We start from the raw sequence: 25,623 nt of genomic DNA on the forward strand, positions 1-25,623 counted from the left end.
CGCACACCGTGACAGCGGGGGAACAACACGTTGCGCCATTCCCTCCAGACGCCAGCGGTGTAGAATCGCTGGATTCATCGCCATTCATCCCCGGCGGGTTTATGAGCTCAGGCTGAGACCAGCGGCGATCCCGCAACGTCATCGGCAACTTCCGGACACACGGCCATTTCTGAGTGTCCCTGAGGTCAACAGAAGCTCACTCCCCTTAAGTACCTGATTAGCCGCCCGGAGTGCTCCATGCCAGATTACCGCTCGAAAACATCCACCCACGGCCGCAACATGGCCGGCGCCCGCGCACTGTGGCGCGCCACCGGGATGAAAGATGACGACTTCAAGAAGCCGATCATCGCCATTGCCAACTCGTTTACCCAGTTCGTGCCGGGCCATGTGCACCTCAAGGACCTGGGTCAACTGGTCGCCCGTGAAATCGAACGCGCCGGCGGTGTAGCGAAAGAATTCAACACCATCGCCGTGGATGACGGCATCGCCATGGGCCACGACGGCATGCTCTATTCGCTGCCGAGCCGCGAGATCATCGCCGACTCCGTCGAGTACATGGTCAACGCCCACTGTGCCGACGCCATCGTCTGCATTTCCAACTGCGACAAGATCACTCCGGGCATGCTGATGGCTGCCTTGCGCCTGAACATTCCGGTGATCTTCGTTTCCGGCGGTCCGATGGAAGCCGGCAAGACCAAGCTCGCCGCCCACGGTCTCGACCTCGTCGATGCCATGGTGATCGCCGCCGACTCCAGCGCGTCCGACGAGAAAGTCGCCGAGTACGAGCGCAGCGCCTGCCCGACCTGCGGTTCGTGCTCCGGCATGTTCACCGCCAACTCAATGAACTGCCTGACCGAGGCGCTGGGCCTGGCCTTGCCGGGCAATGGTTCGACCCTCGCCACCCACAGCGACCGCGAACAGCTGTTCCTGCAGGCCGGCCGGACCATCGTCGAGCTGTGCAAGCGTTACTACGGCGAGAACGACGAGTCGGTACTGCCGCGCAACATCGCCAACTTCAAGGCGTTCGAGAACGCGATGATGCTCGACATCGCCATGGGCGGTTCGACCAACACCATCCTGCACTTGCTCGCTGCCGCCCAGGAGGCCGAAATCGATTTCGACCTGCGCGACATCGACCGTCTCTCGCGCAGCGTTCCACAGCTATGCAAAGTCGCACCGAATATCCAGAAGTACCACATGGAAGACGTGCACCGCGCCGGCGGCATTTTCAGCATCCTCGGCTCGCTGGCCCGCGGCGGTCTGCTGCACACCGACCTGCCGACCGTGCACAGCCGCAGCATGGAAGAGGCCATCGCCAAGTGGGACATCACCCAAACCACCGACGAAGCCGTGCATCACTTCTTCAAGGCAGGTCCTGCGGGCATTCCGACGCAAACCGCATTCAGCCAGTCGACTCGTTGGGAAACCCTCGATGACGACCGTGAAAACGGCTGCATCCGCAGCTTCGAACACGCCTATTCGAAAGAGGGTGGTCTGGCCGTGCTGTACGGCAATATCGCGCTGGACGGTTGCGTGGTGAAAACCGCCGGTGTCGATGAATCGATCCACGTCTTCGAAGGCAATGCGAAAATCTTCGAAAGCCAGGACAGCGCGGTGCGCGGCATCCTTGCCGACGAAGTGAAAGCAGGCGATATCGTGATCATTCGCTACGAAGGGCCGAAAGGCGGCCCGGGCATGCAGGAGATGCTCTATCCGACCTCGTACCTGAAATCCAAAGGCCTGGGCAAAGCCTGTGCCCTGTTGACCGACGGCCGCTTCTCCGGCGGCACTTCGGGCCTGTCCATCGGTCACGCTTCGCCAGAGGCTGCGGCCGGCGGCGCAATCGGCCTGGTGCAGGACGGTGACAAGGTGCTGATCGACATTCCGAACCGCTCGATCAATCTGTTGGTCAGCGACGAAGAACTGGCGGCACGCCGGATCGTGCAGGACAGGAAAGGCTGGAAACCGGTCGAACAGCGTCCGCGCAAAGTGACCACAGCGCTGAAGGCCTACGCCCTGCTGGCGACCAGCGCCGACAAGGGTGCGGTGCGCAACAAGGCGATGCTCGACGGCTTGTAAGTCTTAAGCGTCATAAAAATGCCCCGCCAAGTGCGGGGCATTTTTTTGCCTGACTAATTTAGCTGGTGAACATGATGGCCCCATCGCGAGCAGGCTCGCTCCTACAGGGGAACGCATTTCAATCTGTAGGAGTGAGCCTGCTCGCGATGGGGACGACGCGGTATTACTGAATATCCTCCGGCTTGACGATCACCCAGTTCTTGTCCGCCGTCACCGGCAAACCTTGCTTGGCCTGGGCCGCGGCGTGCTTGGCCATCATTCCGTTGATCTGGGCCATGTACTTGTCCTTGCGGTTGATCCACAAGTGAATGCCGCCCTTGGCCACGTCGACATCATGGAACAGCATGTAGCCATCGCTAGTCGGGGTGTCGCCACCCACTAGCACCGGTTTTTTCCATTCGTCGATATAAGTGAGGATCGCGGCGTGCTTGCCGGCCATCCAGGTGGCCGGGGTCCACAGATAAGGGGTCAGCTCCAGGCCGAGGTTAGCCTGCTCGTCGTATTTGCCGGCGGTGATCTGCTTGCGTGCGGTGGTCAGTTCGCCGCTCTTGCGGTCCTTGAGCAGCAGCGAAACGCCGATAACGTTCTGCGGCTTGACGTTGTAGCCGTACTTCGGATCCGCCGCGACCATGCGCACCAATTCTTCAGAGGCCGCGGTCATCACGTAGACCTCAATGCCGTTCTCCATCAGCTTGTTGTACAGCTCCTGCTGACCGGTGAAGATTTTCGGCGGGTTGACGTCAAGTGTCTTCACCACATCGCCTTCGTAGTAAGTCGCGGGCACCGGTTTGCCCGACGCCATCAGCTCATCAACGTAGCCCTTGAGTTCCTTGAGGGTGAAACCGGAAAACACCTGCGCCACCCACGGGTAGCAGACCATGTCGTCGATTTCGCAGAGGCGGTAGTAGTAACTGAACAGGCTTTCCTTGTGCTCGGCGGTGTCCTTGAACGGCATCAGTTTCAGCGAGGGATCGAGCTTGTCGCGGGTGATCAGGCCCTTGTTTTCCATGAACGGCAGCAGGGATTCTTCGAGGTCGTAGCGGTAACTGGTGTTGTCCATGTCGAACACCGCGTAGTTACCCTTGTTGGCATTGGCGGCGATCATCGCGTCGAGCGCCTTGGCCTGATCCGCCGGCCAGTGTTTGAGGTCAGTGGCAAAGGCCTGGCTGGCGAAGGCCAGACCCACACTCAGCGCAACAGCCAGATATTTCGGTGCGAACTTCATAAGCCTCTACTCCCCGCGTTGAAAGAGCTCGACCGTAACAAATCGATATGACGAACTTCGCCTGCCAGCGACCGTCCGCGTCCGTTTTACGCCAGATGCTTTGCCGAGAACGACACGCGCTTATTCCAAAAACGACGGAGAGCCTGCGATTTTGGTATTAATTCATTGCAAATCAAGCTGTTAGGCTTATCGGTTCGCAGCAGCCCCGGACGGCTGTTGGCACAGTCTTTCCTGGAGTCCTCATGAACCTACCGTTGATTCTCAACCTGCTGGTGTTCCTCGCCCTGCTCTTGGGCCTGGCGCAGACCCGCCACACCTCATGGAGCCTGGCGAAAAAAGTCCTGCTCGCGCTGGTTCTGGGTGTGGCCTTCGGCGTGGCGCTGCACACGATTTACGGTGCCGGCAATCCGGTGCTGAAAGCCTCGATCAGTTGGTTTGATCTGGTCGGCAACGGCTACGTGCAGTTGCTGCAAATGATCGTCATCCCGCTGGTATTCGCCTCGATCCTCAGTGCCGTGGCGCGTCTGCACAACGCTTCGTCGCTGGGCAAAATCAGTTTCCTGACCATCGGCACGCTGCTGTTCACCACGGCCACTGCCGCATTGATCGGCATCGGCCTGACCAATTTGTTCGGCCTCACCGCTGAAGGTCTGGTCGCTGGCACCCAGGAAATGGCTCGCCTGCAAACCATTCAGAACGACTACGCCGGCAAGGTCGCCGACCTGAATGTGCCGCAACTGCTGCTGTCGTTCATTCCGCAGAACCCGTTCGCCGACCTGGCGCGGGCAAAGCCGACCTCGATCATCAGCGTGGTGATTTTCGCAGCGTTCCTCGGGGTTGCTGCCCTGCAGTTGCTCAAGGACGACGTGGAAAAAGGTCAGAAAGTGATCAATGCCATCGACACCCTGCAAGCCTGGGTGATGCGTCTGGTGCGTCTGGTGATGAAGTTGACGCCGTACGGCGTGCTGGCGCTGATGACCAAAGTGGTCGCCAGCTCCAACCTGCAGGACATCATCAAGCTCGGTAGCTTCGTAGTCGTGTCGTACCTCTGCCTGGGCCTGATGTTTGTGGTGCACGGCGTGCTGGTATCGGCGGCCGGGATCAACCCGCTGCGTTTCTTCCGCAAAATCTGGCCGGTGCTGACGTTCGCGTTCACCAGCCGCTCCAGCGCGGCGACCATTCCGCTGAGCATTGAAGCGCAGACACGTCGTCTGGGCATTCCGTCGTCGGTCGCCAGTTTCGCCGCTTCGTTCGGTGCGACCATCGGCCAGAACGGTTGTGCCGGTCTCTATCCGGCGATGTTGGCAGTGATGGTGGCGCCGACGGTCGGCATCAACCCGCTGGATCCGCTGTGGATCGCGACGCTGGTGGCGATTGTCACGTTGAGTTCGGCCGGTGTGGCCGGGGTCGGTGGCGGCGCGACGTTCGCCGCACTGATCGTGCTGCCAGCGATGGGCTTGCCGGTATCACTGGTGGCGCTGCTGATTTCGGTCGAGCCGCTGATTGATATGGGCCGTACCGCGCTGAACGTGAGTGGCTCGATTACCGCGGGTGCGATTACCAGCCAGGTGATGCAGCAGACGGATAAAGAATTGCTGGATGCCGATGAGCATGCGCAGCTAGTCAGCTGAAGCTGCAAGCTGCAAGCTGCAAGCTGCAAGCTGCAAGCTGCAAGCTGCAAGCTGCAAGCCAATCAGCTTTTACTTGCAGCTTGTAGCTTGAGGCTCAAAGCTGCTTTTTCTCCCAAACCTCAAAGCTGTACGCGGGCTTGTCGCCCTCAGCCGGATTCGGCACGTTCGAGACCAGCGTCCACTCGCTCAAATCAAACGCTGGAAACCACGCGTCGCCCTCCGGGCTCAGCGCCACGCGGGTCAGGTACAGCCGATCGGCCTGTGCCAAGCCTTGCGCATACAGTTGCGCCCCGCCAATCAACATCAACTCATCAACGCCCTGCTCTTTCGCCCACTCTTCGGCGCGAACCACTGCTGCCTCAAGCGACGGATAAACCTCGGCGCCTTCAAGCACCAGCTCTGGCTGGCGGCTGACGACGATGTTCAAGCGCCCCGGCAGTGGCCGACCGAGCGAATCCCAAGTCTTGCGGCCCATGATGATCGGCTTGCCGAGCGTGGTCGCCTTGAAGTATTTGAAGTCCCCCGGCAGGTGCCAGGGCATGCTGTTGTCGACGCCGATCACGCGGTTTGCACCGAGGGCTGCGATCAGGCTTAAAGGGAGTGATTTAGTCATGCCGGCGAGGATACCAGAGCCGCGCTTACCCCGATAAGCGCCACAGCGGTTATGCTCAGCGCTCGATCAAGCAACGGGACGCCGCGTGACTGAACTGACTCCATTGCAAAACCTCTGGCTGACTGAAACCGTGCGCCTGCGCGAAGAACACGCAGGCCCCCTGGACGACCTGGAAGCCAATCGGCTGGCCCGTGCGGCCGGCGGCGATCTGCCGGGCCGCATTCAGCGCCGTGCGTTATGGCTGGCCGAACGCGACGGACTGACGGCTGCGCTCAAGCACTGGCTGCAAGGCGCGCGTCTGGCGCTGGTGTTGTTGATGATCTTCGCGGTGCTGAGCGGCGCCGGTCTGGCCTTCGCCGCACTCGGGCAGACGCCCGTGAATGTGTTCTGGGCTTTGGGCAGTCTGCTCGGGATCAATCTGATTCTGTTGTTGAGCTGGGCGCTGGGCTTGATCTTTGCCGGCGAACACGGCGCCACGCTCGGGCGTTTGTGGTTGTGGCTCAGCGAAAAACTTGCCCGCGACGCCAAAGCCGCGCAACTGGCGCCGGCCCTGCTGCTGATGCTGCAACGCAAGAAACTCAACCGCTGGGCGCTCGGCACGCTGGTCAATGGCCTGTGGCTACTGGCGATGTTCAGCGCGCTGATCCTGCTGCTGACGCTGATGGCGACCCGGCGCTACGGCTTCGTCTGGGAGACCACGATTCTCGGCGCCGACACGTTTATCTCTATCACCCAGGCCCTCGGCTATCTGCCTTCGCTGATCGGCTTCAACGTGCCGACGGTCGAGATGATCCGCGCCAGCGGCAACGGCGCCCTCGACATCGAAAGCGCCCGGCAGGCCTGGGCGAGCTGGCTGGTCGGTGTGCTGATGGTGTACGGCGTGCTGCCGCGACTGCTGCTGGCGCTGTTGTGTTTCTGGCGCTGGAACAGCGGCAAAGCCTCGCTGCGTCTGGACCTGAATTTGCCCGGCTACGCACAACTGCGCGAGCGGCTGATGCCGACCAGCGAACGCCTCGGCGTCAACGACCCGGAGCCGGCGCAATTGCATCGCGTCGAAAGCCAGGCCGGCGAGCTGGCCAGCGAAGGCGCGCTGCTGGTCGCCATCGAACTCGACGAGCAGCGCCCATGGCCGCCCGCGCTGCCGAAAAACGTCAATAATGCCGGCATCCTCGACAGCCGCGAATCCCGCCACAAACTCCTCGAACAACTGAGCCGCTTCCCGCCGGCGCGGTTGGCGATTGCGTGTGATCCGCGGCGCTCGCCGGATCGCGGCAGCCTCGCCTTGATCGCTGAACTGGCCCGCAATGCCGGCGCCACCCGGGTCTGGCTGCTGCAAGCGCCACCCGGCGAAGGCCTGGACGCCGAACGCCTGGGTGACTGGCACGTCGCGCTGCAACAGCTGGAGTTGCCGTTCGCCGATTGCGCGCCGATGAACTGGCTGGAGAGCGGACATGACTGATGCACGCAAGGCACCGCTGAAACTCGCGGTGGTCGGCCACACCAACGTCGGCAAGACCTCGCTGCTGCGCACGCTGACCCGCGATGTCGGTTTCGGCGAAGTCTCCCATCGACCGAGCACCACCCGGCACGTCGAGGGCGCGCGGCTGTCGGTGGATGGCGAGCCGTTGCTCGACCTCTACGACACGCCGGGGCTGGAAGACGCCATCGCCCTGCTGGATTTTCTCGAGCGCCTGGAACGCCCCGGCGAACGCCTCGACGGCCCGGCGCGACTGGCGCGGTTCCTCGACGGCAGCGAGGCGCGCCAGCGTTTCGAGCAGGAAGCCAAAGTGCTGCGGCAACTGCTCGCCTCGGATGCCGGCCTGTATGTGATCGATGCCCGTGAACCGGTGTTGGCGAAATATCGCGATGAACTGGAAGTGCTCGCCAGTTGCGGCAAACCGCTGCTGCCGGTGCTCAATTTCGTCAGCAGTGCCAACCATCGCGAGCCGGATTGGCGCGAAGCATTGGCGCGGCTGGGGCTGCATGCGCTGGTGCGTTTTGACAGCGTTGCGCCGCCCGAGGACGGTGAGCGCCGACTGTACGAAAGCCTCGCGCTGCTGCTGGAAAACGCCCGGCCGCAGCTGGAGCGCTTGATTGCCGACCAACAGGCGCAGCGCCTGGCGCGTCAGCAAAGTGCGGCGCGCCTGATTGCCGAATTATTGATCGACTGCGCCGCGTGCCGTCGCAGTGTGGTCAGCGAAGCCGAGCAGGAGCAGCAAGCGATCAGTGAGTTGCGCAAAGCGGTGCGTCAGCGCGAACAGCGTTGTGTCGAGGCGCTGCTCAAACTCTACGCGTTCCGCCCCCAGGACGCGGCCGCCAGTGATCTGCCGTTGCTTGATGGGCGTTGGGGCGATGACTTGTTCAACCCCGAGACCCTGAAGCAACTCGGCGTACGCGTTGGCGGCGGTATTGCTGCCGGGGCCGCGGCCGGGGCCGGCGTGGATTTGCTGGTGGGCGGAATTACCCTCGGCGCAGCGGCATTGGCCGGGGCGATTGCCGGTGGCGCGCTGCAAACGGCGCGCAGTTATGGCAGCCGCCTGCTCGGCAAGATCAAGGGCCAGCGGGAATTGACGGTGGACGATGCGGTGCTGCGCCTGTTGGCGTTGCGCCAGCGGCAGCTGTTGCTGGCGCTTGATCAGCGCGGGCATGCGGCGCTGGACAGCATTCAGGTGGCCACGCCTGTGGACAAGACCTGGCGCGAGGGCAAGTTGCCCGAAGCCTTGAACAAGGCCCGGGCGCATCCGCAGTGGTCATCGCTCAATCCGCATCCGAAACTGAATCAGGCGGAGCGGCAGGAGCAGATTGAGGCTTTGGCCAAAGATTTATAGCGACTGGTCTGGCCTCTTCGCGAGCAGGCTCGCTCCCACATTGTAGTGGTCACAACACAAAACCCTGTGGGAGCGAGCTTGCTCGCGAATGCAGCACCGCGGTTCAGAGGCTTACCCACAAGCAGTCGCGCCGCTTTCTCTGCGCGGGATCATCTGTGGGTCGTTCCTGCCTCCTCCAAAAGCTGCACGATATTGCGCTCGGCCAGCGCCGGGCCGACGCTCATGCCGACGCCGCTGTGCATCAGCGCCACACTCAAACCCGGTGCTGGGCGCAGGAACGAAAACGGCGCCGGCCCGCGAGCACCATAGACGCCCTGCCAGCGCTCGACCACTTGCACCTTGCAGCCCAGCGTCTGCTCGGCCAGTTCGAGCATCCAGTTGTCGATCTGCTCGGCGTTGAACGGTGAGGCATCGCTGCCGTAATGATGCGAATCGCCAATGATCAGTTCGCCATAGGGGGTCGGGCTGATCAACAGGTGAATGCCGTTGGCGTGCAGGTGTGGCTGATCGCGACAGATCTGTGCCTGCACCGCCGCTGCTTCCGGCAAATCGGCGAACGCGCCGTAGTGCACACAGCTCAAACCGGTGAGCACAGCGTGTTGCAGATTCAGCTCGATTTGCGGTTTTGCGCGGAGCATCTGCAACTGGCAGATTCGCGGCTCGAGTGCGGCGATCGGCTCGGCCAGCAGGGTTTGATAGTCGTGACCGGAACAGACGATGATTTGCGGCGAAGTGAAGTCGCCGGCAGTGCTGCTCAGACGCCCCGATTCAACGTCGCGCACCAGTGTGGAAAAGTGGAACTCGACGTTGAGGTCGCGCCGCAGGTAGTCAACCAATGCCGGAATCGCTTCGCGCGAATACAGCTGTTGATCGTCGATGCCGTGCAGCGCCGCGCGGTGATGGCTGAACTGGCCGTTGTACAGATCACGCAGGGCGGCGCCGCGCAGCAGGTCAACGTTGTAGCCGTGCTCGATCGCGCGGCCGGCGCAGAAGGCTTCGAGCAGATGCTCTTCGGCTTCGTTACGGGCGAACAGGTATGAGCCGTTGCGCTTGATCTGCAGGCCGGCAAGTTGCGCCCAGTCGCCCCAGATTTCGCGGCTGGCCCTGGCCAGCTCCAGCATCGCGCCGGGTGGCTGGCCGGTGACCAATGCCTGGCCGAAGTTGCGCACCGAGGCGCCGAGGGGGGTGGCGGTGCGTTCGAACACCGCGACTTTGAGACCGCGTTTGGCGGCGGCGTAGGCATGAGAGAGGCCGAGGATGCCGGCGCCGATGATGAGCAGGTCTTTGGGGTGTGTCATAGAGTCAATCCCGCTTTTGTGGCGAGGGAGCTTGCTCCCGCTCGGCTGCGCAGCAGTCAACTTCAGCAGATGTAGAGTGCCTGACACTACTCATTTGCAGAATTTGGGACCGCTTCGCGCTCCAGCGGGAGCAAGCTCCCTCGCCACAGGATGTGTGAGTCAGTTACTTGGCGACAACCTTTTCGGACTTGCCGTCATAGCGCTTGCGCCACTCGGCCAGGATCGCGTCGCGGTTCTTCGACGCCCAGGCGAAGTCATTTTTGATCAGGCGCTGCTCATAATCGGCCGGCAATTCGGTCTGCGGCTTGGCGATCCCCGGCTGGGCGAGCACGGCGAAGTTTTCTTTGTACAAATCCATCGCCTCGGCACTCGCCGAAAAATCAGCCAGCTTTTTCGCCGCTTCTTCATGCGGTGTGCCTTTGATCACCGCTGTCGCTTCGATCTCCCAGCCCAGGCCTTCCTTCGGCAGGATGATGTCCAGCGGCGCGCCTTGGCGCTTCAACTGTACGGCTGGATACTCAAAGGAAATGCCGATTGGAAACTCGCCTGCTGCCGCCAGTTTGCAAGGCTTGGAACCGGAGTGAACGTACTGGCCGATGTTCTGGTGCAGACCGTCCATATAGGCCCAGCCCTGCGGCTCGCCGAAGGTTTGCAGCCAGGCGCTGACGTCGAGAAAACCAGTACCGGACGAGGCCGGGTTGGGCATGACGATCTTGCCCTTGTACTCAGGTTTGGTCAGGTCCTGCCAGCTCACCGGCTTGGTCAGCCCCTGCTTCTCGGCTTCGACGGTGTTGAAGCAGATCGTCGCGGCCCAGACATCCATGCCGACCCACGCCGGCGGGTTGGCGGCGTCGCGGTAGTTCGCGCCGATCTTGTCCAGATCCTTCGGCGCATAGCTTTGCAGCATGCCTTGCTGATTAAGAATCGCCAGGCTGGACGCCGCCAGGCCCCACACCGCATCCGCCTGCGGCCGGGCCTTTTCAGCCAGCAGTTTGGCGGTGATGATTCCGGTGGAATCGCGCACCCATTTGATCCCGATGTCCGGGTTGGCCTTTTCAAAGGCTTCCTTGTAGGACTTCAGTTGCTCGGCTTCGAGGGCGGTGTACACCGTCAACTCGGTTTTTGCCGCGAAGGCATTCAGGCTGAACGTCGCGAGCACAGCAGCGGCCAGGGCCATAGGCTTGAACATGAGCGGATTCCTGTCTTGAGCGTTGAAGGTGTGATTTCAGTGACCGGGCGCGGTTTGCCGCCAGGCCTGGGAACGGCGCAGCAAGCCGCGCGAAGCCCACGCCAGCAGCAGCGACACGCCCGCCGAGGTGAACAGAATCAGAGTCGACATCGCCGCCGCGCCGCCAACGTTGCCGGCGTCGTCCATGTTGAGCACCGCCACTGCGGCAAGGATGGTGTCGGGGCTGTAGAGGAAAATCGCCGCCGACACCGTGGTCATCGCCGAGACGAACAGGTAGCGCACGATATCCAGCAGCGCCGGCAGGCAGATCGGCACGGTCACGCGCAGGAAGTGGCGGTACAGCGGCGCCTTGAGCGACAGCGCGGCGGCTTCGAACTCGGCGTCGAGTTGGCGCAGCGCGGTGGTCGCGGTCATTTGCGCGGTGGTCAAATAATGCGCAATGGTGCAGACGATCAGCAGCGTCATCGTCCCGTATAGAACGTGCAACGGGTTGCCGCTGAGATTGAAGAAGAACACGTAGCCCAACCCAAGTACCAAACCCGGCACCGCCATCGGTACAAAACTGAGCATGCGCAAGGTCAGGTTCAGCCCGGGTTGGGTGCGGGTTTTCTCCATCAGATAAGCGCCAGTGAAGATCAGCACACTGCCGATCAGTGCCGTGCCCAACGCCATCTTCAAACTGTTGCTGTAGGCGAGCCAGCCACCGCCGGCGGTCTCGTTGAACTGATAGCGGTTGAGCGACAGCGACAGATTGTATGGCCAGAATTTCACCAAGGATGAGAACACCGCCATGCCAAACACCAGCAACAGCGTGGCGCTGATCAACAAGACAATCGCCAGATAGCAACCATCGCGCAGCTTGGACGGCAACGGTTTGAACACCTGTGCGCGTCCGCTCATGGAATCGCCGTGACGCCGACGCAACCACGCATCGACGCCAAAACTGAACAGTGCCGGCAGCAGCAACACCATGCCGATCAACGCGCCGCGCCCGAATTGCTGCTGACCGACCACGGCTTTGTAGGCCTCAAGCGCCAGCACTTGATAGTCGCCGCCGACCACCACCGGCACCCCGAAATCGGTGATGGTCAGGGTGAACACCAGACAGAACGCGGCAAACACCGCTTGGCGCGTCGCTGGCCAGGTGATGCTGCGAAACGCCTTGGCCGGACTGGCGCCCATGCTCGACGCCGCATCGAACAACCGCGCATCGGCCAGCGACAACGCCGAGAGCAAAATCATCAGCGCATGGGGAAAGGTGTAAATCACCTCGCCCAGCACAATCCCCCAGAACCCGTAGATGTTGTCCGACAGCAGCCCGCGCAGCAGGCCCTGGTTGCCGAACAGATAGACCAGCGCAATCCCCGGCAGCATCGATGGAGCCATCAGCGGCAGCAGGGAAATCCCGCGCCAGACGCCCTTGGCCGGAATCAGCGTGCGTTGCAGCGCGTAGGCAAACAGGTAAGCCAGCGGTACGACGATGGCGGCGACGCTGAGGGAAACTTTCAGGCTGTTGCCGAGCAGCCAGTGGAAATTCGCGCTGGTCAGAAGTGTTTTCGCCGCGAGCCAGCCACCGCCCTGCCCGGCGTCATTGCTGAAGCCGCGCCAGAAGATTGCCAGCAATGGCAGCAGTACGGCGAGGCCGAGCAATACCAGCAGTAGAAGTTTGCCACCGACCACGAACAGGCGATCGCCGATCTCGGCGCGGGACGTCGGCCGTACCCGCTTGTCCGGCAGCGGCAAGGCGATCGGGGCGCTCATCAGGCGAACACCTGCAAGCTGCGCGGCGGCAAGGCGACCATGATCTGCTGGGCGCCGAGGCGTGGCATGGCTTCCGGCGCCAGTTCGGCGAGCAGCGCATGGCCCGGCAGTTGATCAAGTTCGAAGCTCATGCGGCAGCGGTTGCCGAGGAAGGTAATTTCGCGAACCTTGGCCGGAAACAGGTTTTCTTCGTGCACCAGCGGATTGACGTTGATCGCCTCGGGGCGGCAAAACAGTCGACCCGACGCGCTCTGCACGCTGCCATCGGCCAGGCGCAGATTCATGCCGCCGACCTGGGCGTGGCTGTCACTGCTGCGCTGGAACGGCAGCCAGTTGCCCTGCCCGACGAACTCGGCAACAAACGGCGTGGCCGGACGGTTGTAAATTTCCTGCGGCGTGGCGTATTGCTCGACGCGGCCGTTGTTCATCACCGCAATGCGGTCGGCCATCAGCATCGCTTCGTCCTGATTGTGCGTGACCATCAGGGTGGTGATGCCGAGGTTGCGCTGCAGCTGACGCAGCTCGGTGCATAGATGCTCGCGCACGCGAGCGTCGAGGGCCGACATCGGCTCGTCGAGCAACAACAGCGACGGGGCCGGCGCCAACGCTCGGGCCAAGGCAACGCGCTGTTGCTGGCCGCCGGACAATTGCCCGGGGTACTTTTTCTCGCTGCCGGTGAGACCGACCAGCTCCAGCATCTGACCGACGCGACGGCGCACTTCGTCGCGACCGCTGCCGGCGAGGCCGTAGGCAATGTTCGCTTCGACGGTCAGATTGGGGAACAGCGCGTAGGACTGGAACAAAATCCCGTAGTCCCGGGCCTGCGGTGCGAGGTGCGAAACGTCGCGCTCGCCCAGATACAACTCGCCGCTGTCCTGCTTCTCCAGCCCGGCGATGCAACGCAGCAGCGTGGTCTTGCCACAGCCCGACGGGCCTAGCAGACACACCAGTTCACCGGCGGCGACATCAAGGGAGACATTATCCAGCGCGGTGAAGGCGCCGAAGCGCTTTTGCACGCCGCGCACTTTCATCGGCGCGCCGGGATGGGTCAGGGCAGTGGCGATGGCAGGATTCATGGACAAACCTCATCAAGCAGATGGGGCCAATCCTAGAGCTGTAATGCGTCCGTCATGTGGCAGTGAGGCAAAAACGGCTGATAGTGGTATTCGGGGATTTTCGTTCAAATGAAGCGTTGCCCGCACTGGCGCCATCGCGAGCAGGCTCACTCCTACAGGGGGAACGCATTCCCACTGTAGGAGTGAGCCTGCTCGCGATGAGGCCAGTCGGCACACTCGAAAATTCAGGCGGGGGACATCTCTTGGGCCAAGCCGAGGAATGCCGCCGGCAACCGCGCCCCTTTGCGCTCCTTGAGGCAATACAGATACTCCGGAATCTGCGGCGCATTCTCGATGGTCAGCACGCGCAGTTGCGGATCGTGCGGCACCTCCTGGCGGGCAATGATGCTGATGCCGATATTGCGCAGCACCGCCTCGCGGATCGACTCGCGGCTGCCGATCTCCAGCAGCGGTCCGAAACTGACCCCGGCACTGGCCAGCAACTCTTCGGTCAGCCGCCGCGTGGTCGAACCCGACTCACGCATCAACAGCGTATGCCCGGCCAGAGCACTCAATGTCACATGCTGCTGCGCCGCCAGCGGATGATTACGGTGCACCGCGAGTACCAGCGGATCGGTGCCGAGCACGCGGCGAATCAACCGCGCGTCGTCGAGCAACTGTGAGGATGCCGCCACGTCGACGCGGTAATCCTCCAGCGCTTCGAGCACTTGCTGCGAGTTGCCGATTTCCACCGACACTTCCACCTGCGGCAAACGCTCGCGAAAGGTTTTTACCAGATCAAGGATGTAATACGGCGCGGTGGCGGCAATGCGCAACGTGCCCTGTACCTGGCCGCTGTTGCGCAGAAAGAACTCGATGTCCGCTTCTTGCTGCAACAGCGCTTTGACCATCGGCAGCAAGCGCGCACCTTCATCGCTGACACTCAGGCGGCGGCCGCCACGGTAGAACAACTCCACCGAATACTGGCTCTCCAGGTTACGGATCTGCGTGGTCACGGTCGGTTGGCTGAGGCCGAGTTTCTTCGCCGCCAGCGTGATGCTGCCCAGGCGGGCGACCCTGTAGAACGCTTTCAGCTCGGCACTCAGCACAACCATCCCTCATTGTTTATTTGCGCAGCAGACGCAAACCGTTGAACACCACCAGCAGGCTCACGCCCATGTCGGCGAACACCGCCATCCACATGGTGGCGAGCCCGGCGAAGGTTACCCCAAGAAAGATCGCCTTGATCACCAAAGCCAGGGCGATGTTCTGTTTCAAGATGCTGGCCGTGTTGCGCGACAGGCTGATGAATGCCGGGATCTTGCGCAGATCATCATCCATCAGGGCGACATCCGCGGTTTCAATCGCCGTATCGGTGCCGGCGGCGGCCATGGCGAAACCAATTTCGGCGCGGGCCAATGCCGGAGCGTCGTTGATGCCGTCACCGACCATGCCGACCCGGTGGCCCTGCTTGTACAGATTTTCGATGGCTTGCAGTTTGTCGGTCGGCAGCAAGTCGCCCCGCGCTTCGTCGATACCGACTTGGGCGGCAATCGCTTGGGCAGTGTGGACGTTGTCGCCGGTGAGCATCAGGGTTTTCACCCCAAGTTCATGCAATTGGCGAATCGCCTCGCGACTGCTTTCCTTGACGGTATCGGCCACTGCAAACAGCGCCAACGGGCCGGACGGGTCCAACAGCAACACCACTGATTTGCCCTGTTTCTCCAATGCAAACAGCTTTTCTTCCAGCTGCGGCGAACACAGCCCCAGTTCTTCGACCAGACGATGGTTGCCCAAGTGATAGGTCTGGCCGTTGATCTCACCTTTGACGCCGCGACCGCCAAGCGCTGTGAAGTTATCCACAGTGAGCACTTCAAGTTTTTTATCCACAGCGGCGTTGGCGATGGCCAGCGACACCGGGTGATCGGAGCGCCCGGCCAAGGCAGCGGCAATTGCCGGCGCTGTGGCATCGGCGGTCGGGTCGAGCGACAGGTAGTCGGTCTGCACCGGTTTGCCGTGGGTGATCGTCCCGGTTTTATCCAGCGCCAGGTAATCGAGCTTGAACCCGCCCTCCAGGTACACGCCGCCCTTGACCAGAATACCCTTGCGCGCCGCCGCCGCGAGGCCGCTGACGATGGTCACCGGCGTGGAAATCACCAGCGCACATGGGCAGGCGACCACCAGCAACACCAGCGCGCGGTAGATCCAGTCGAACCACGCAGCGCCCATGAACAAGGGGGGTACGATCGCCACGGCCAAGGCAAAGACAAACACCACCGGCGTGTAGATTTTCGAGAATTGATCGACGAAGCGCTGGGTCGGAGCCCGCGCGCCCTGGGCCTGCTCAACGGCATGAATGATCCGCGCCAGGGTCGAGTTGTTCGCTACGGCGGTAACGGTGTATTCCAGCGAACCGGCCTGGTTGATGGTGCCGGCAAAGACTTTGTCGCCGATGGTCTTGTCTACCGGCAGGCTCTCACCGGTGATCGGCGCCTGGTCGATGGTCGAACTGCCACTGACTACTTCGCCGTCCAGGGCGATGCGCTCGCCGGGTTTCACCCGCACACGGGCGCCGAGTTCAACGCTTTTCACCTCTTGTTCGAGCCAGTTGCCGTCGGCCTGCAACACCGTCGCCTGCTCCGGGGTCATCTGCATCAGACCGCTGATCGCATTGCGTGCGCGGTCCAGCGAGCGCGCTTCGATCAACTCGGCAACCGTGAACAGGAACATCACCATCGCCGCTTCTGGCCATTGGCCAATGAGGATTGCGCCCGTTACGGCGATGCTCATTAATGCATTGATGTTGAGGTTGCGGTTCTTCAGGGCGATCCAGCCCTTTTTGTAAGTGCCGAGGCCACCGCCAAGAATCGACACCAGTGCTACGACCGCCACCACCCAGTCCGGCGCGGCGTTGGTGAAGTGGATAACTTCGGCTGCCAGCGCGGTCACGCCAGACAGCGCCAGTGGCCACCAGTGCTTTTTCACTGGCGTCGGGGCCGGCGCGTCGACGCCCGCCTCCAAAGGTTCGGCGTGCATGCCGAGGGATTTGATCGCCGCCGTGATCGGTGCGGTGTCCGCCAGGTTATGGGTCACGCCGAGTACACGGTTGATCAGGTTGAATTCCAGCTGCTGAACGCCGGCCAGTTTACCGAGCTTGTTCTGGATCAGCGTCTGCTCGGTCGGGCAATCCATGGCTTCGATGCGGAAACTGCTCAGCCGTGCATCGGCGCTGGTCTTTTCACTCAGTTGCACCAGCGCGGGCGCTGCGGCTTTCGACGAGCAGCAGGCGTCTTCGTGCGAATGAACCGGGGCCGGCGCAGCGGCTTTCGAACCACAGCAAGAGTCGCCGCCATGCGCATGTTTATGCACAGGCAGCAGTTTATGACTGTGATCGTGCCCGTCGCCGGGCTTGTGGTTGTGCAGGGAATCGCTCATTGGTCGCGTCCATGAAGGTGCCTGTTGCCAAGTAAAGACCCTGTAGCCACTATAGGGTCAAGCACCCTTTTGGAGATTGCCGCGATGAAGATCGGAGAACTGGCCAGACTCACCGACTGCGCCGTAGAAACCATCCGCTACTACGAGCGCGAAAACCTGCTGCCGGAACCGGCGCGCAGCGACGGCAACTACCGCGTCTACACCCAGGCCCACGCCGAGCGCCTGACGTTCATCCGCAACTGCCGCACCCTCGACATGACCCTTGAAGAAATCCGCAGCCTGCTCGCCCTGCGCGACAGCCCGCAGGATCAGTGCGAGAGCGTCAATGCGTTGATCGACGAACATATTCAACATGTGAAGGCGCGGATTGACGGGCTATTGGCCTTGCAGACGCAACTGTTCGAGCTGCGCCAGCGTTGTGGCGAAGGGCCGGAGGCGGATCAATGCGGGATCTTGCAGCGGCTGGAGGTGAGTGGCGGGGTGGTTGCGACAGAGGTTGAGCATTCCCACGTAGGCCGCAGCCACGGCCACTGAAAACACCGAATATCCCTGTGGGAGCTGGCTTGCCAGCGATAGCGTTCTGTCAGCCACATTAATGTTAAATGTGCCGCCGCAATCGCTGGCAAGCCAGCTCCCACAGGTTTAATGGCAGACCTTCAGACCGCCATCGGCGCGGTCATCGGCGGATGATGCTCATAGCCTTCCAGCGAGAAATCGCTCGGCTCGACCCACTCCAGCCACTCCGGCTGATACACACCCGTCTTGGCAAACTCCGGCACGCGGTCGGAGATCTTCAGTTTCGGCATGGCAAACGGCTCGCGCTTGAGCTGTTCGTTGAGCATGTCCAGGTGATTTTCGTAGACATGCGCATCACCGATGAAATAGGTGAACCAGCGCGGCGTGTAGCCGGTCAGGCGACCGATCAGACTCAGCAGTGCGGCGCCTTCGGTGAGGTTGAACGGCGTGCCCAGACCCAGATCGTTGGAGCGGATGTACAGGGTCAGCGAGATCTCTTTGGTCTCGACGTTCGGGTGGAACTGGTACAGCAGATGGCACGGCGGCAGGGCCATTTCATCGAGCTGGGCGCAGTTCCAGCCGTGGAACAGGATGCGACGGCTGCCCGGATCGTTGATGATCGTGTCGACGCACTGGCGCACCTGGTCGATGGCTTTGTACAGCACCACGTAGGCCTGACCGTCTTCTTCGCCTTGGGCAATCTGCTTGTAGCCGTTGCTCAAGGTTTGTTTGATGGCGGCAGTGTTGCTCAGCGGGATCTGCTTGTACGCCGGCCATTTGCGCCATTGCACGCCGTAGATTTCGCCGAGGTCGTCGTCGCCCTGACGGAACGGGTTGGCCAGCCATTGCGCGTTTTCGTTGGCGTTCTGGTCCCAGACCTTGCAGCCCAGCGCGCGGAATTGCGCGGCGTTGTTCACGCCACGCAGAAAGCCGCACATCTCGCCGATGGCGGATTTGAAGGCCATCTTGCGCGTGGTGATCGCCGGGAAGCCTTCCTGCAGATCGAAACGCAGCATCGCCCCGGGGAAACTGATGGTGTTGATGCCGGTGCGGTTGGCCTGTTTGGTGCCGTTCTGGATGACGTGCGAGACCAGTTCGAGATATTGCTTCATGAGTTACCTGTGTCTTTTGAGCCCCGGCGTCGCGCGCCGGGGTTCGTAGTTTAAGCCGTCGGGGCGAGCGGCGCTGCCGGGGCGCGACGATAGGCCAGCCAGATCAGGAACAGCCCGCCGACAATCATCGGCACACACAGTACCTGGCCCATGGTCAGCCAGTTCCACGCGAGATAACCCAACTGGGCATCCGGCACGCGAACGAACTCGACGATGAAACGGAAGATGCCATAGAACAACGCGAACATCCCGGAAACGGCCATGGTCGGGCGCGGTTTGCGCGAGAACAGCCAGAGGATCAGGAACAGCGCCACGCCTTCGAGGGCAAACTGATACAGCTGCGACGGGTGACGCGGCAGTTGCGCCGGATCGCTGAACGGCGGGAACACCATCGCCCACGGCACGTCGGTGGCCTTGCCCCACAGCTCGGCGTTGATGAAATTGCCGATACGCCCGGCGCCCAGACCGATCGGCACCATCGGCGCAACGAAGTCCATCAGTTGGAAGAACGACTTGCCATTGCGCTTGCCGAACCACAATGCCGCCAGCATCACGCCGATGAAACCGCCATGGAACGACATGCCGCCCTTCCACACCTCGAAAATCAGCGTCGGGTTGGCCAGGTACGCGCTCAGGTCATAGAACAGAACGTAACCCAGACGGCCGCCGACAATCACGCCCATCGACAACCAGAACACCAGATCGGAGAGTTTCTCCTTGGTCCAGGTCGGGTCGAAGCGGTTGAGCCGACGCGACGCCAACAGCCACGCGCCGCCAATGCCGATCAGGTACATCAGACCGTACCAGTGGATTTTCAGCGGACCGATGGCCAGGGCCACCGGGTCGATCTGCGGGTAAGGCAGCATTGCGACTCCTCGTTAGAGTTGAAAGCGAAAATTCCCGGGCGACGCTGCCACCTCAGGATTAAGCCAGGATTGCCGCGCGATCAAAGCAGGAAGCTCAAACCTACGCAAAACAGCAACGCGGCGAACAGCCGCTTCAGCAAGCGCGGCGACAACCTGTGCGCCAGACGCGCGCCGAGACGGGCGAACACCATGCTGGTCAGGGCGATGCCCAGCAATGCCGGCAAATACACAAAACCGAGACTATGGGCCGGCAACAACGGATCGTGCCACCCCAGAATCATGAAACTTAATGCACTGGCCAAGGCAATCGGCAGACCGCAGGCCGACGAGGTCGCCACGGCTTGCTGCATCGGCACACTGCGCCAGGTCAGGAACGGCACGGTCAGCGAACCGCCACCGATGCCAAAAATCGCCGACGCCCAGCCAATGACGCTGCCGGCCACGGTCAGACCGAGTTTACCCGGCACCGTTCGGCTGGCCTTGGGTTTGACATCCAGCGCCAATTGCACGGCTATTACCAGGGCGAACACGCCGATGATCTTTTGCAGGTTCGGCCCGGAGATCGCCTCGGCGGTCAAGGCACCGAACCCGGCGCCGAGCAGAATGCCCACGGTCATCCACATGAAGATCGGCCAGCGCACCGCGCCCCGACGGTGATGCTCACGCACAGCGTTGACCGAGGTGAAAATGATCGTCGCCAGCGAGGTACCGACCGCCAGATGCGTGAGAATCGACGGGTCGAAGCCTTGCAAGGTGAAACTGAACACCAGCACCGGGACAATAATGATCCCGCCGCCAACCCCGAACAGCCCGGCCAGCACGCCTGCGCAGGCGCCCAGCGCCAGATAGAGCAGAAATTCCATGTCCTTCTCCCAGACGCATCCCCGAAACAGGAGCGGCATGGTAACGGATGCGCGGCCTTCTGCTCCACTGGCGATGGATGCACGGGCGCCAGATGCGTAGAGTGAGCAAAAAACACACAAGGACGACCTTATGTGCCTGATTGTTTTCGCCTGGCGCCCGGGCCATGCCCTGCCGCTGATCGTCGCGGCCAACCGCGACGAGTTCTACGCCCGGCCAAGCCTGCCGCTGGCGCCGTGGCCGGAGGCGCCGCAGGTGCAGGCCGGGCGTGATCTGGAAGCTGGCGGCACCTGGCTGGGGATTGGTGCCAACGGGCGCTTTGCTGCGCTAACGAATATCCGCGATCCGCAGCAGCCGCCGGCGACCAAATCCCGTGGCGAACTGGTGGCGCGGTTTCTCGTGGATGATCTGTCGATTGATGATTATTTGCGCGATGTGGTCGGTCGTTCGGCGGAGTACGCCGGGTTCAACCTGTTGCTCGGCAATGCCCATGAGCTGTGGCACTTCAATGCGCGGGCGTCGGAGCCGGTGATGCTTGAGCCTGGGATTTATGGGTTATCCAACGCGGGACTGGATACGCCATGGCCGAAACTGCTCAAGGCCAAGGCTGCGTTGAACGCGGTGCTGGACGATCCGCAGCCGGAGCGGCTGTTGGCGTTGTTGAGCGATGCGCAGACCGCGCCGCAGGCCGAGTTGCCGAACACCGGGGTGGGGCTGGCGACAGAATCGCTGCTGTCGAGTGTATTCATTGCCAGCCAGAGTTACGGGACGCGGGCGAGTACGGCGTTGATTGTGCAGGCGGACGGGACGCGGCGGATGGTGGAGCGCAGTTTTGGGCCGTATGGCGGGCACTTGGGTGAGGTGGAGATCACTATTTGAAGCGACATCAATGTGGGGCGAGGGAGGCTTGTCGAATCGTCGCACCGTCCCGCTCGGCTGCGCAGCAGTCGCAACAGACAAATGTGATGACATTGGCCCGATTGGGAGCGCTTCGCACTCCAGCGGGAGCAAGCTCCCTCGCCACAGACCCATCAGCGACTAGAGGGCCTTGGTGACCACCGGCGGATTCATCTTGGCCAAGCCGAGATTTTTCAGCGCCAACTGCAGTGAGCTGTGGATAACTTGCGGGTTATCGATGGTCATCAGCTCAGCCAGCAACGCCTGGGCCTTGCTCAGATTGACCTGGCGCAACATCCATTTCACCTTCGGCAGGTTGGTGGCGTTCATTGACAGGCTGTCGAAGCCCATCGCCATCAGCAGCACCGCCGCCGCCGGATCACCGGCCATTTCGCCGCAGATGCTTACCGGTTTGCCTTCGGCATGAGCGTCGCGCACCACGGTTTGCAGGGCTTGCAGCACCGCCGGGTGCAGGTAGTCGTAGAGATCGGCCACCCGCGGGTTGTTGCGATCGACCGCCAGCAAATACTGGGTCAAGTCGTTGGAGCCGACGGACAGGAAGTCGACCATCCGCGCCAGTTCTTTGGTCTGGTAAACGGCTGCGGGAATTTCGATCATCACCCCGATCGGCGGCATCGGCACGTCGGTGCCTTCGTCGCGCACCTCGCCCCAGGCACGGTGAATCAGGTGCAGGGCTTCTTCGAGTTCGTGGGTGCCGGAGATCATCGGCAGCAGAATCCGCAGGTTGTTCAGGCCTTCGCTGGCCTTGAGCATCGCGCGGGTCTGCACCAGGAAAATTTCCGGGTGGTCGAGGGTGACGCGGATACCGCGCCAGCCCAGGAACGGGTTGTCTTCCTTGATCGGGAAGTACGACAGCGACTTGTCCCCGCCGATGTCGAGGCTGCGCATGGTCACCGGTTGCGGGTGGAACGCGGCGAGCTGCTCGCGGTAGATCGCCAGTTGCTCCTTCTCGCTCGGGAAGCGCTGGTTGATCATGAACGGCACTTCGGTGCGGTACAGACCGACCCCTTCGGCGCCGCGCTTCTGCGCCCGCGCCACATCGGCGAGCAGGCCGGTATTGACCCACAGCGGCATGCGGTGACCGTCGAGGGTCACGCACGGCAAGTCGCGCAGGGTGTCGAGACCCAGCGCCAGTTGTTTCTCTTCTTCGACGACCTCGGCGAACTGCTTGCGCAGCACTTCGCTCGGGTTGGTGTAGACCTCGCCACGGGTGCCGTCGACGATCATTTCAATGCCGTCGACCTTGGCGTACGGCAGGTCAACCAGGCCCATTACCGTCGGAATGCCCATGGCCCGGGCGAGAATCGCGACGTGGGAGTTACCCGAACCGAGTACCGAGACCAGACCGACCAGCGTGCCTTCCGGCACCTCGCCGAGCATTGCCGGGGTCAGCTCTTCGCTGACCAGAATGGTTTTTTCCGGGTAGACCAGGTTCTGCTGGCGCTCTTCCTGCAAATAGGCGAGCAGGCGGCGACCGAGGTCTTTGACGTCCGAGGCGCGCTCACGCAGGTAGGCGTCGTCCATCAGTTCAAAACGGTTGACGTGTTCCGTGACCACCTGACGCAGCGCGCCCTGCGCCCACTGGCCGGTCTTGATCACGGTGGTGATTTCGCTGCCCAGCGAGGCATCGTCGAGCATCATCAGGTAGACATCGAACAGCGCACGTTCTTCCGGACGCAACTGAGTCGCCAGCTTGGCGGACAACGCGCGCATGTCGGCGCGCACGCCTTCGATGGCGGTCTTGAACAGCGCCAGCTCAGCGTTGATGTCGGTGATGGTCTTGTCCGGCACCACGTCCAGATCCGCCGGCGGCAGCATGACCACCGCAGTACCGACGGCAGCACCCGGTGAACCCGGCACGCCAACGAACTTGGCTTCCTGTATGCCTTTGCCCTGACGACCCAGACCACGGATCGAGCCGGTGGCCTCGGCGTGGGCGATAACGCCGGCGAGCTGCGCGCTCATGGTCACGAGGAAGGCTTCTTCGCCCTCGTCGAACTGGCGTCGCTCTTTTTGCTGGATGACCAACACGCCGACGACGCGGCGGTGGTGGATGATCGGTGCACCGAGGAACGAGGCGTAACGCTCTTCACCGGTTTCGGCGAAGTAGCGATAACGCGGGTGATCCGCGGCGTTCTCGAGGTTCAGGGGTTCTTCACGCGTGCCGACCAGACCGACCAGACCTTCGTTGGGAGCCATGCTGACCTTGCCGATCGAGCGCTTGTTCAAGCCCTCGGTGGCCATCAGGACAAAGCGGTTGGTCTCGGGGTCAAGCAGGTAGACCGAGCAGACCTGGCTGCCCATGGCCTCTTTGACGCGCAACACAATAATCCCCAACGCCGCCTTGAGATCCTTGGCGGAGTTAACTTCCTGGACGATCTTGCGCAGCGTATTGAGCATGGCTCGGGGTCGAACTCCGTCGTCAGTCGCGCGCTAAAAGGCGCGGGGCAAGCTCTTTGAGGGCGCGGCGATACACCTCGCGCTTGAATGTCACCACCTGGCCCAACGGATACCAATAGCTGACCCAGCGCCAGCCATCGAACTCCGGTTTACCGGTCAAATCCATCCGCACCCGCTGCTCGTTGGAGATCAGGCGCAGGAGAAACCATTTCTGTTTCTGGCCGATGCACAGCGGTTGGCTGTGAGTACGCACCAGACGTTGCGGCAAACGATAGCGCAACCAGCCTCGGGTACAGGCCAGTATTTCAACATCTTCACGTTCCAGGCCAACTTCTTCGTTCAGCTCGCGGTACAAGGCGTCTTCCGGCGTCTCCTCGGGGTTGATGCCCCCTTGCGGAAACTGCCAGGCGTCCTGATTGATACGGCGAGCCCATAGCACCTGGCCGGCGTCATTCGTCAGAATGATCCCGACATTGGGGCGGAAACCATCGGGGTCGATCACGGCAACAACCTCGCAAACGCATGTCGCCGCATTGTTCCACAAAGCTTGATCAGGCGGCAACGAAGGTTCCTACCTTATGTGCACTCTTGTGAAAAGACCGTATTCTTGTCGCCTTTTTACTGACTTTTCAGCGGGTAACTGCAATGCGCCTGGCTCTATTCGATTTGGACAACACCCTTCTGGGCGGCGACAGCGATCACGCTTGGGGCGATTATCTGTGCGAGCGCGGCTTCCTTGACCCGGTCGCCTACAAGGCGCGCAACGACGAGTTCTATCAGGATTACCTGGCCGGCAAGCTGGATAACGCCGCCTACCTGAACTTCTGCCTGGAAATTCTCGGCCGCACCGAGATGGCTGTGCTCGATCAATGGCACAGCGATTACATGCGCGACTGCATCGAGCCGATTGTGCTGCCCAAGGCGCTGGAATTGCTCAAGCAGCACCGCGACGCCGGCGACAAATTGGTGATCATCACCGCGACCAACCGCTTCGTCACTGCACCGATCGCCGTGCGCCTGGGCGTCGAAACCCTGATCGCTACCGAATGCGAGATGGTCGATGGCCGCTACAGCGGGCGCAGCACTGACATCCCGTGCTTCCGTGAAGGCAAGGTGACGCGGCTCAATCGTTGGCTGGAAGAGACTGGTTATTCGCTTGAGGACAGCTATTTCTATAGCGATTCGATGAATGACTTGCCGTTGCTGGAGCAGGTGGCGAATCCCGTTGCTGTGGATCCGGATCCGAATTTGCGCGCCGAAGCCGAGAAGCGTGGCTGGCCGGTGATTTCGTTGCGCGGCTGACATCGCTATCGCGAGCAGGCTCATTCCTACAAGGGAACGCATTTCAAATGTAGGAGTGAGCCTGCTCGCGATCGGGCCAACCCGGTCTCAAGCCTTAAACCGGCTTGGCCCCCATCAACGCCGCTATGGCGACAAATCCGACGCCGCTGACAATCGCCAGCGCCAGATTGAATGTCCGATTGCCCTTTCCGCTTGTCCACAGCCGATTCAGCCGAACCAGCAGCCAGACCGCACTGAACGCGGCCACGGCATAGATCACGCTGGACCCCAGGATCCACAATTGCCCCAACGGCCAGCCAACCAGGTGCACCAGCCACCAGCCAGTGAACGGCATGCTGAGCATAGCGATCAGCATCAAACACCAGATAAACAGCCAGGGCCGCTGCATCGTGCTGGCCGCCCCTTCGCTGCGATTACGCCAGGTCAGGGCGGCAAGCCCCAGTCCGCTCGCGAGTATGACTACGGTCGCCGCGACGTGAAGGACTTTCAGGGTAGTCAGGGTTTCCATGCAGTTCTCATCCGTAGGTCCATGCC

At 61.8% G+C, this 25,623-nt stretch carries 21 protein-coding genes; 7 read left to right on the forward strand and 14 right to left on the reverse strand.

The features are described 5' to 3' along the window. Positions 1-237 precede the first annotated feature (237 nt). Entirely contained in the window at positions 238-2,079 is a 1,842-nt protein-coding gene (gene ilvD, locus HU743_RS07900; protein ID WP_186551228.1) for a dihydroxy-acid dehydratase, read from the forward strand. Between the two features lie 163 nt (positions 2,080-2,242). Here ilvD and HU743_RS07905 read toward each other — a convergent pair whose 3' ends face one another. After that, positions 2,243-3,304, reverse strand: coding sequence for a haloacid dehalogenase-like hydrolase (locus HU743_RS07905; protein WP_186647980.1), 1,062 nt, complete (start codon positions 3,302-3,304; stop codon positions 2,243-2,245). Between the two features lie 242 nt (positions 3,305-3,546). Here HU743_RS07905 and HU743_RS07910 point away from each other — a divergent pair, with 242 nt between their 5' ends. Next, complete coding sequence (locus tag HU743_RS07910; RefSeq protein WP_186647981.1) at positions 3,547-4,935, forward strand: L-cystine transporter; 1,389 nt, start codon at positions 3,547-3,549, stop codon at positions 4,933-4,935. A 94-nt stretch (positions 4,936-5,029) separates the two neighbouring features. On the opposite strand, the gene HU743_RS07915 is transcribed toward HU743_RS07910, so the two are convergent. Beyond that, positions 5,030-5,548: a dihydrofolate reductase gene (locus HU743_RS07915; RefSeq protein WP_186647983.1), complete on the reverse strand. Its 519-nt coding sequence runs from the start codon at positions 5,546-5,548 to the stop codon at positions 5,030-5,032. 85 nt (positions 5,549-5,633) lie between these two features. Between HU743_RS07915 and HU743_RS07920 the strand changes: the two genes are divergently transcribed. Both HU743_RS07920 and HU743_RS07925 read left to right on the forward strand, forming a co-directional pair. Next, positions 5,634-7,007 (forward strand): DUF2868 domain-containing protein, encoded by a 1,374-nt coding sequence (locus HU743_RS07920; RefSeq protein ID WP_186647985.1) that lies wholly within the window; start codon positions 5,634-5,636, stop codon positions 7,005-7,007. Then, positions 7,000-8,376 carry a GTPase/DUF3482 domain-containing protein gene (locus HU743_RS07925; protein ID WP_186647987.1) on the forward strand — a complete coding sequence of 459 codons (1,377 nt, stop codon included), beginning with the start codon at positions 7,000-7,002 and terminating at the stop codon, positions 8,374-8,376. The genes HU743_RS07920 and HU743_RS07925 overlap by 8 nt, the downstream gene beginning before the upstream one ends. A gap of 149 nt (positions 8,377-8,525) precedes the next feature. Here HU743_RS07925 and HU743_RS07930 read toward each other — a convergent pair whose 3' ends face one another. The 6 genes from HU743_RS07930 to HU743_RS07955 form a co-directional block, all read right to left on the reverse strand. Further along, positions 8,526-9,674, reverse strand: coding sequence for a TIGR03364 family FAD-dependent oxidoreductase (locus HU743_RS07930; protein WP_186647989.1), 1,149 nt, complete (start codon positions 9,672-9,674; stop codon positions 8,526-8,528). Positions 9,675-9,837: 163 nt separating this feature from the next. Then, complete coding sequence (locus tag HU743_RS07935) at positions 9,838-10,863, reverse strand: putative 2-aminoethylphosphonate ABC transporter substrate-binding protein (protein WP_186647991.1); 1,026 nt, start codon at positions 10,861-10,863, stop codon at positions 9,838-9,840. 36 nt (positions 10,864-10,899) lie between these two features. Continuing rightward, complete coding sequence (locus tag HU743_RS07940) at positions 10,900-12,624, reverse strand: putative 2-aminoethylphosphonate ABC transporter permease subunit (protein ID WP_186647993.1); 1,725 nt, start codon at positions 12,622-12,624, stop codon at positions 10,900-10,902. Further along, the gene (locus HU743_RS07945; RefSeq protein WP_186647995.1) at positions 12,624-13,700 is read right to left on the reverse strand and encodes a putative 2-aminoethylphosphonate ABC transporter ATP-binding protein; all 1,077 of its coding nucleotides are present in this window, start codon (positions 13,698-13,700) and stop codon (positions 12,624-12,626) included. The genes HU743_RS07940 and HU743_RS07945 overlap by 1 nt, the downstream gene beginning before the upstream one ends. A gap of 224 nt (positions 13,701-13,924) precedes the next feature. Continuing rightward, positions 13,925-14,788, reverse strand: a complete 864-nt coding sequence (locus HU743_RS07950; RefSeq protein WP_186648062.1) for a LysR substrate-binding domain-containing protein — start codon at positions 14,786-14,788, stop codon at positions 13,925-13,927. Positions 14,789-14,804: 16 nt separating this feature from the next. After that, complete coding sequence (locus HU743_RS07955) at positions 14,805-17,114, reverse strand: heavy metal translocating P-type ATPase (RefSeq protein ID WP_186647997.1); 2,310 nt, start codon at positions 17,112-17,114, stop codon at positions 14,805-14,807. A gap of 84 nt (positions 17,115-17,198) precedes the next feature. Between HU743_RS07955 and cadR the strand changes: the two genes are divergently transcribed. Then, positions 17,199-17,648, forward strand: a complete 450-nt coding sequence (cadR, locus tag HU743_RS07960; protein ID WP_186647999.1) for a Cd(II)/Pb(II)-responsive transcriptional regulator — start codon at positions 17,199-17,201, stop codon at positions 17,646-17,648. A gap of 122 nt (positions 17,649-17,770) precedes the next feature. Here the strand turns inward: cadR and HU743_RS07965 are convergent, their stop codons facing one another. The 3 genes from HU743_RS07965 to HU743_RS07975 all read right to left on the reverse strand — a co-directional run bounded on the left by HU743_RS07965 (position 17,771) and on the right by HU743_RS07975 (position 20,471). After that, complete coding sequence (locus HU743_RS07965; protein ID WP_186648000.1) at positions 17,771-18,742, reverse strand: thymidylate synthase; 972 nt, start codon at positions 18,740-18,742, stop codon at positions 17,771-17,773. Positions 18,743-18,792: 50 nt separating this feature from the next. After that, positions 18,793-19,608, reverse strand: coding sequence for a prolipoprotein diacylglyceryl transferase (gene lgt / locus HU743_RS07970; protein WP_090287239.1), 816 nt, complete (start codon positions 19,606-19,608; stop codon positions 18,793-18,795). Positions 19,609-19,688: 80 nt separating this feature from the next. Continuing rightward, positions 19,689-20,471: a sulfite exporter TauE/SafE family protein gene (locus tag HU743_RS07975; protein WP_186551241.1), complete on the reverse strand. Its 783-nt coding sequence runs from the start codon at positions 20,469-20,471 to the stop codon at positions 19,689-19,691. Positions 20,472-20,601: 130 nt separating this feature from the next. Between HU743_RS07975 and HU743_RS07980 the strand changes: the two genes are divergently transcribed. Beyond that, positions 20,602-21,348, forward strand: a complete 747-nt coding sequence (locus tag HU743_RS07980; protein WP_186648001.1) for an NRDE family protein — start codon at positions 20,602-20,604, stop codon at positions 21,346-21,348. A gap of 159 nt (positions 21,349-21,507) precedes the next feature. Here HU743_RS07980 and ptsP read toward each other — a convergent pair whose 3' ends face one another. Together ptsP and HU743_RS07990 are read right to left on the reverse strand one after the other, a co-directional pair. Then, positions 21,508-23,787 (reverse strand): phosphoenolpyruvate--protein phosphotransferase, encoded by a 2,280-nt coding sequence (gene ptsP / locus HU743_RS07985; protein WP_186551243.1) that lies wholly within the window; start codon positions 23,785-23,787, stop codon positions 21,508-21,510. Between the two features lie 22 nt (positions 23,788-23,809). Beyond that, positions 23,810-24,289, reverse strand: coding sequence for an RNA pyrophosphohydrolase (locus HU743_RS07990; protein WP_003229203.1), 480 nt, complete (start codon positions 24,287-24,289; stop codon positions 23,810-23,812). Between the two features lie 143 nt (positions 24,290-24,432). Here HU743_RS07990 and HU743_RS07995 point away from each other — a divergent pair, with 143 nt between their 5' ends. Next, positions 24,433-25,089 carry an HAD family hydrolase gene (locus HU743_RS07995; RefSeq protein ID WP_186648002.1) on the forward strand — a complete coding sequence of 219 codons (657 nt, stop codon included), beginning with the start codon at positions 24,433-24,435 and terminating at the stop codon, positions 25,087-25,089. A 94-nt stretch (positions 25,090-25,183) separates the two neighbouring features. Here the strand turns inward: HU743_RS07995 and HU743_RS08000 are convergent, their stop codons facing one another. Next, entirely contained in the window at positions 25,184-25,597 is a 414-nt protein-coding gene (locus HU743_RS08000; RefSeq protein ID WP_186551245.1) for a DUF2269 family protein, read from the reverse strand. Positions 25,598-25,623: the final 26 nt, after the last annotated feature.

This window comes from Pseudomonas sp. SWRI99 (genome assembly GCF_014270125.1).
Lineage (GTDB): Bacteria > Pseudomonadota > Gammaproteobacteria > Pseudomonadales > Pseudomonadaceae > Aquipseudomonas > Aquipseudomonas hamedanensis.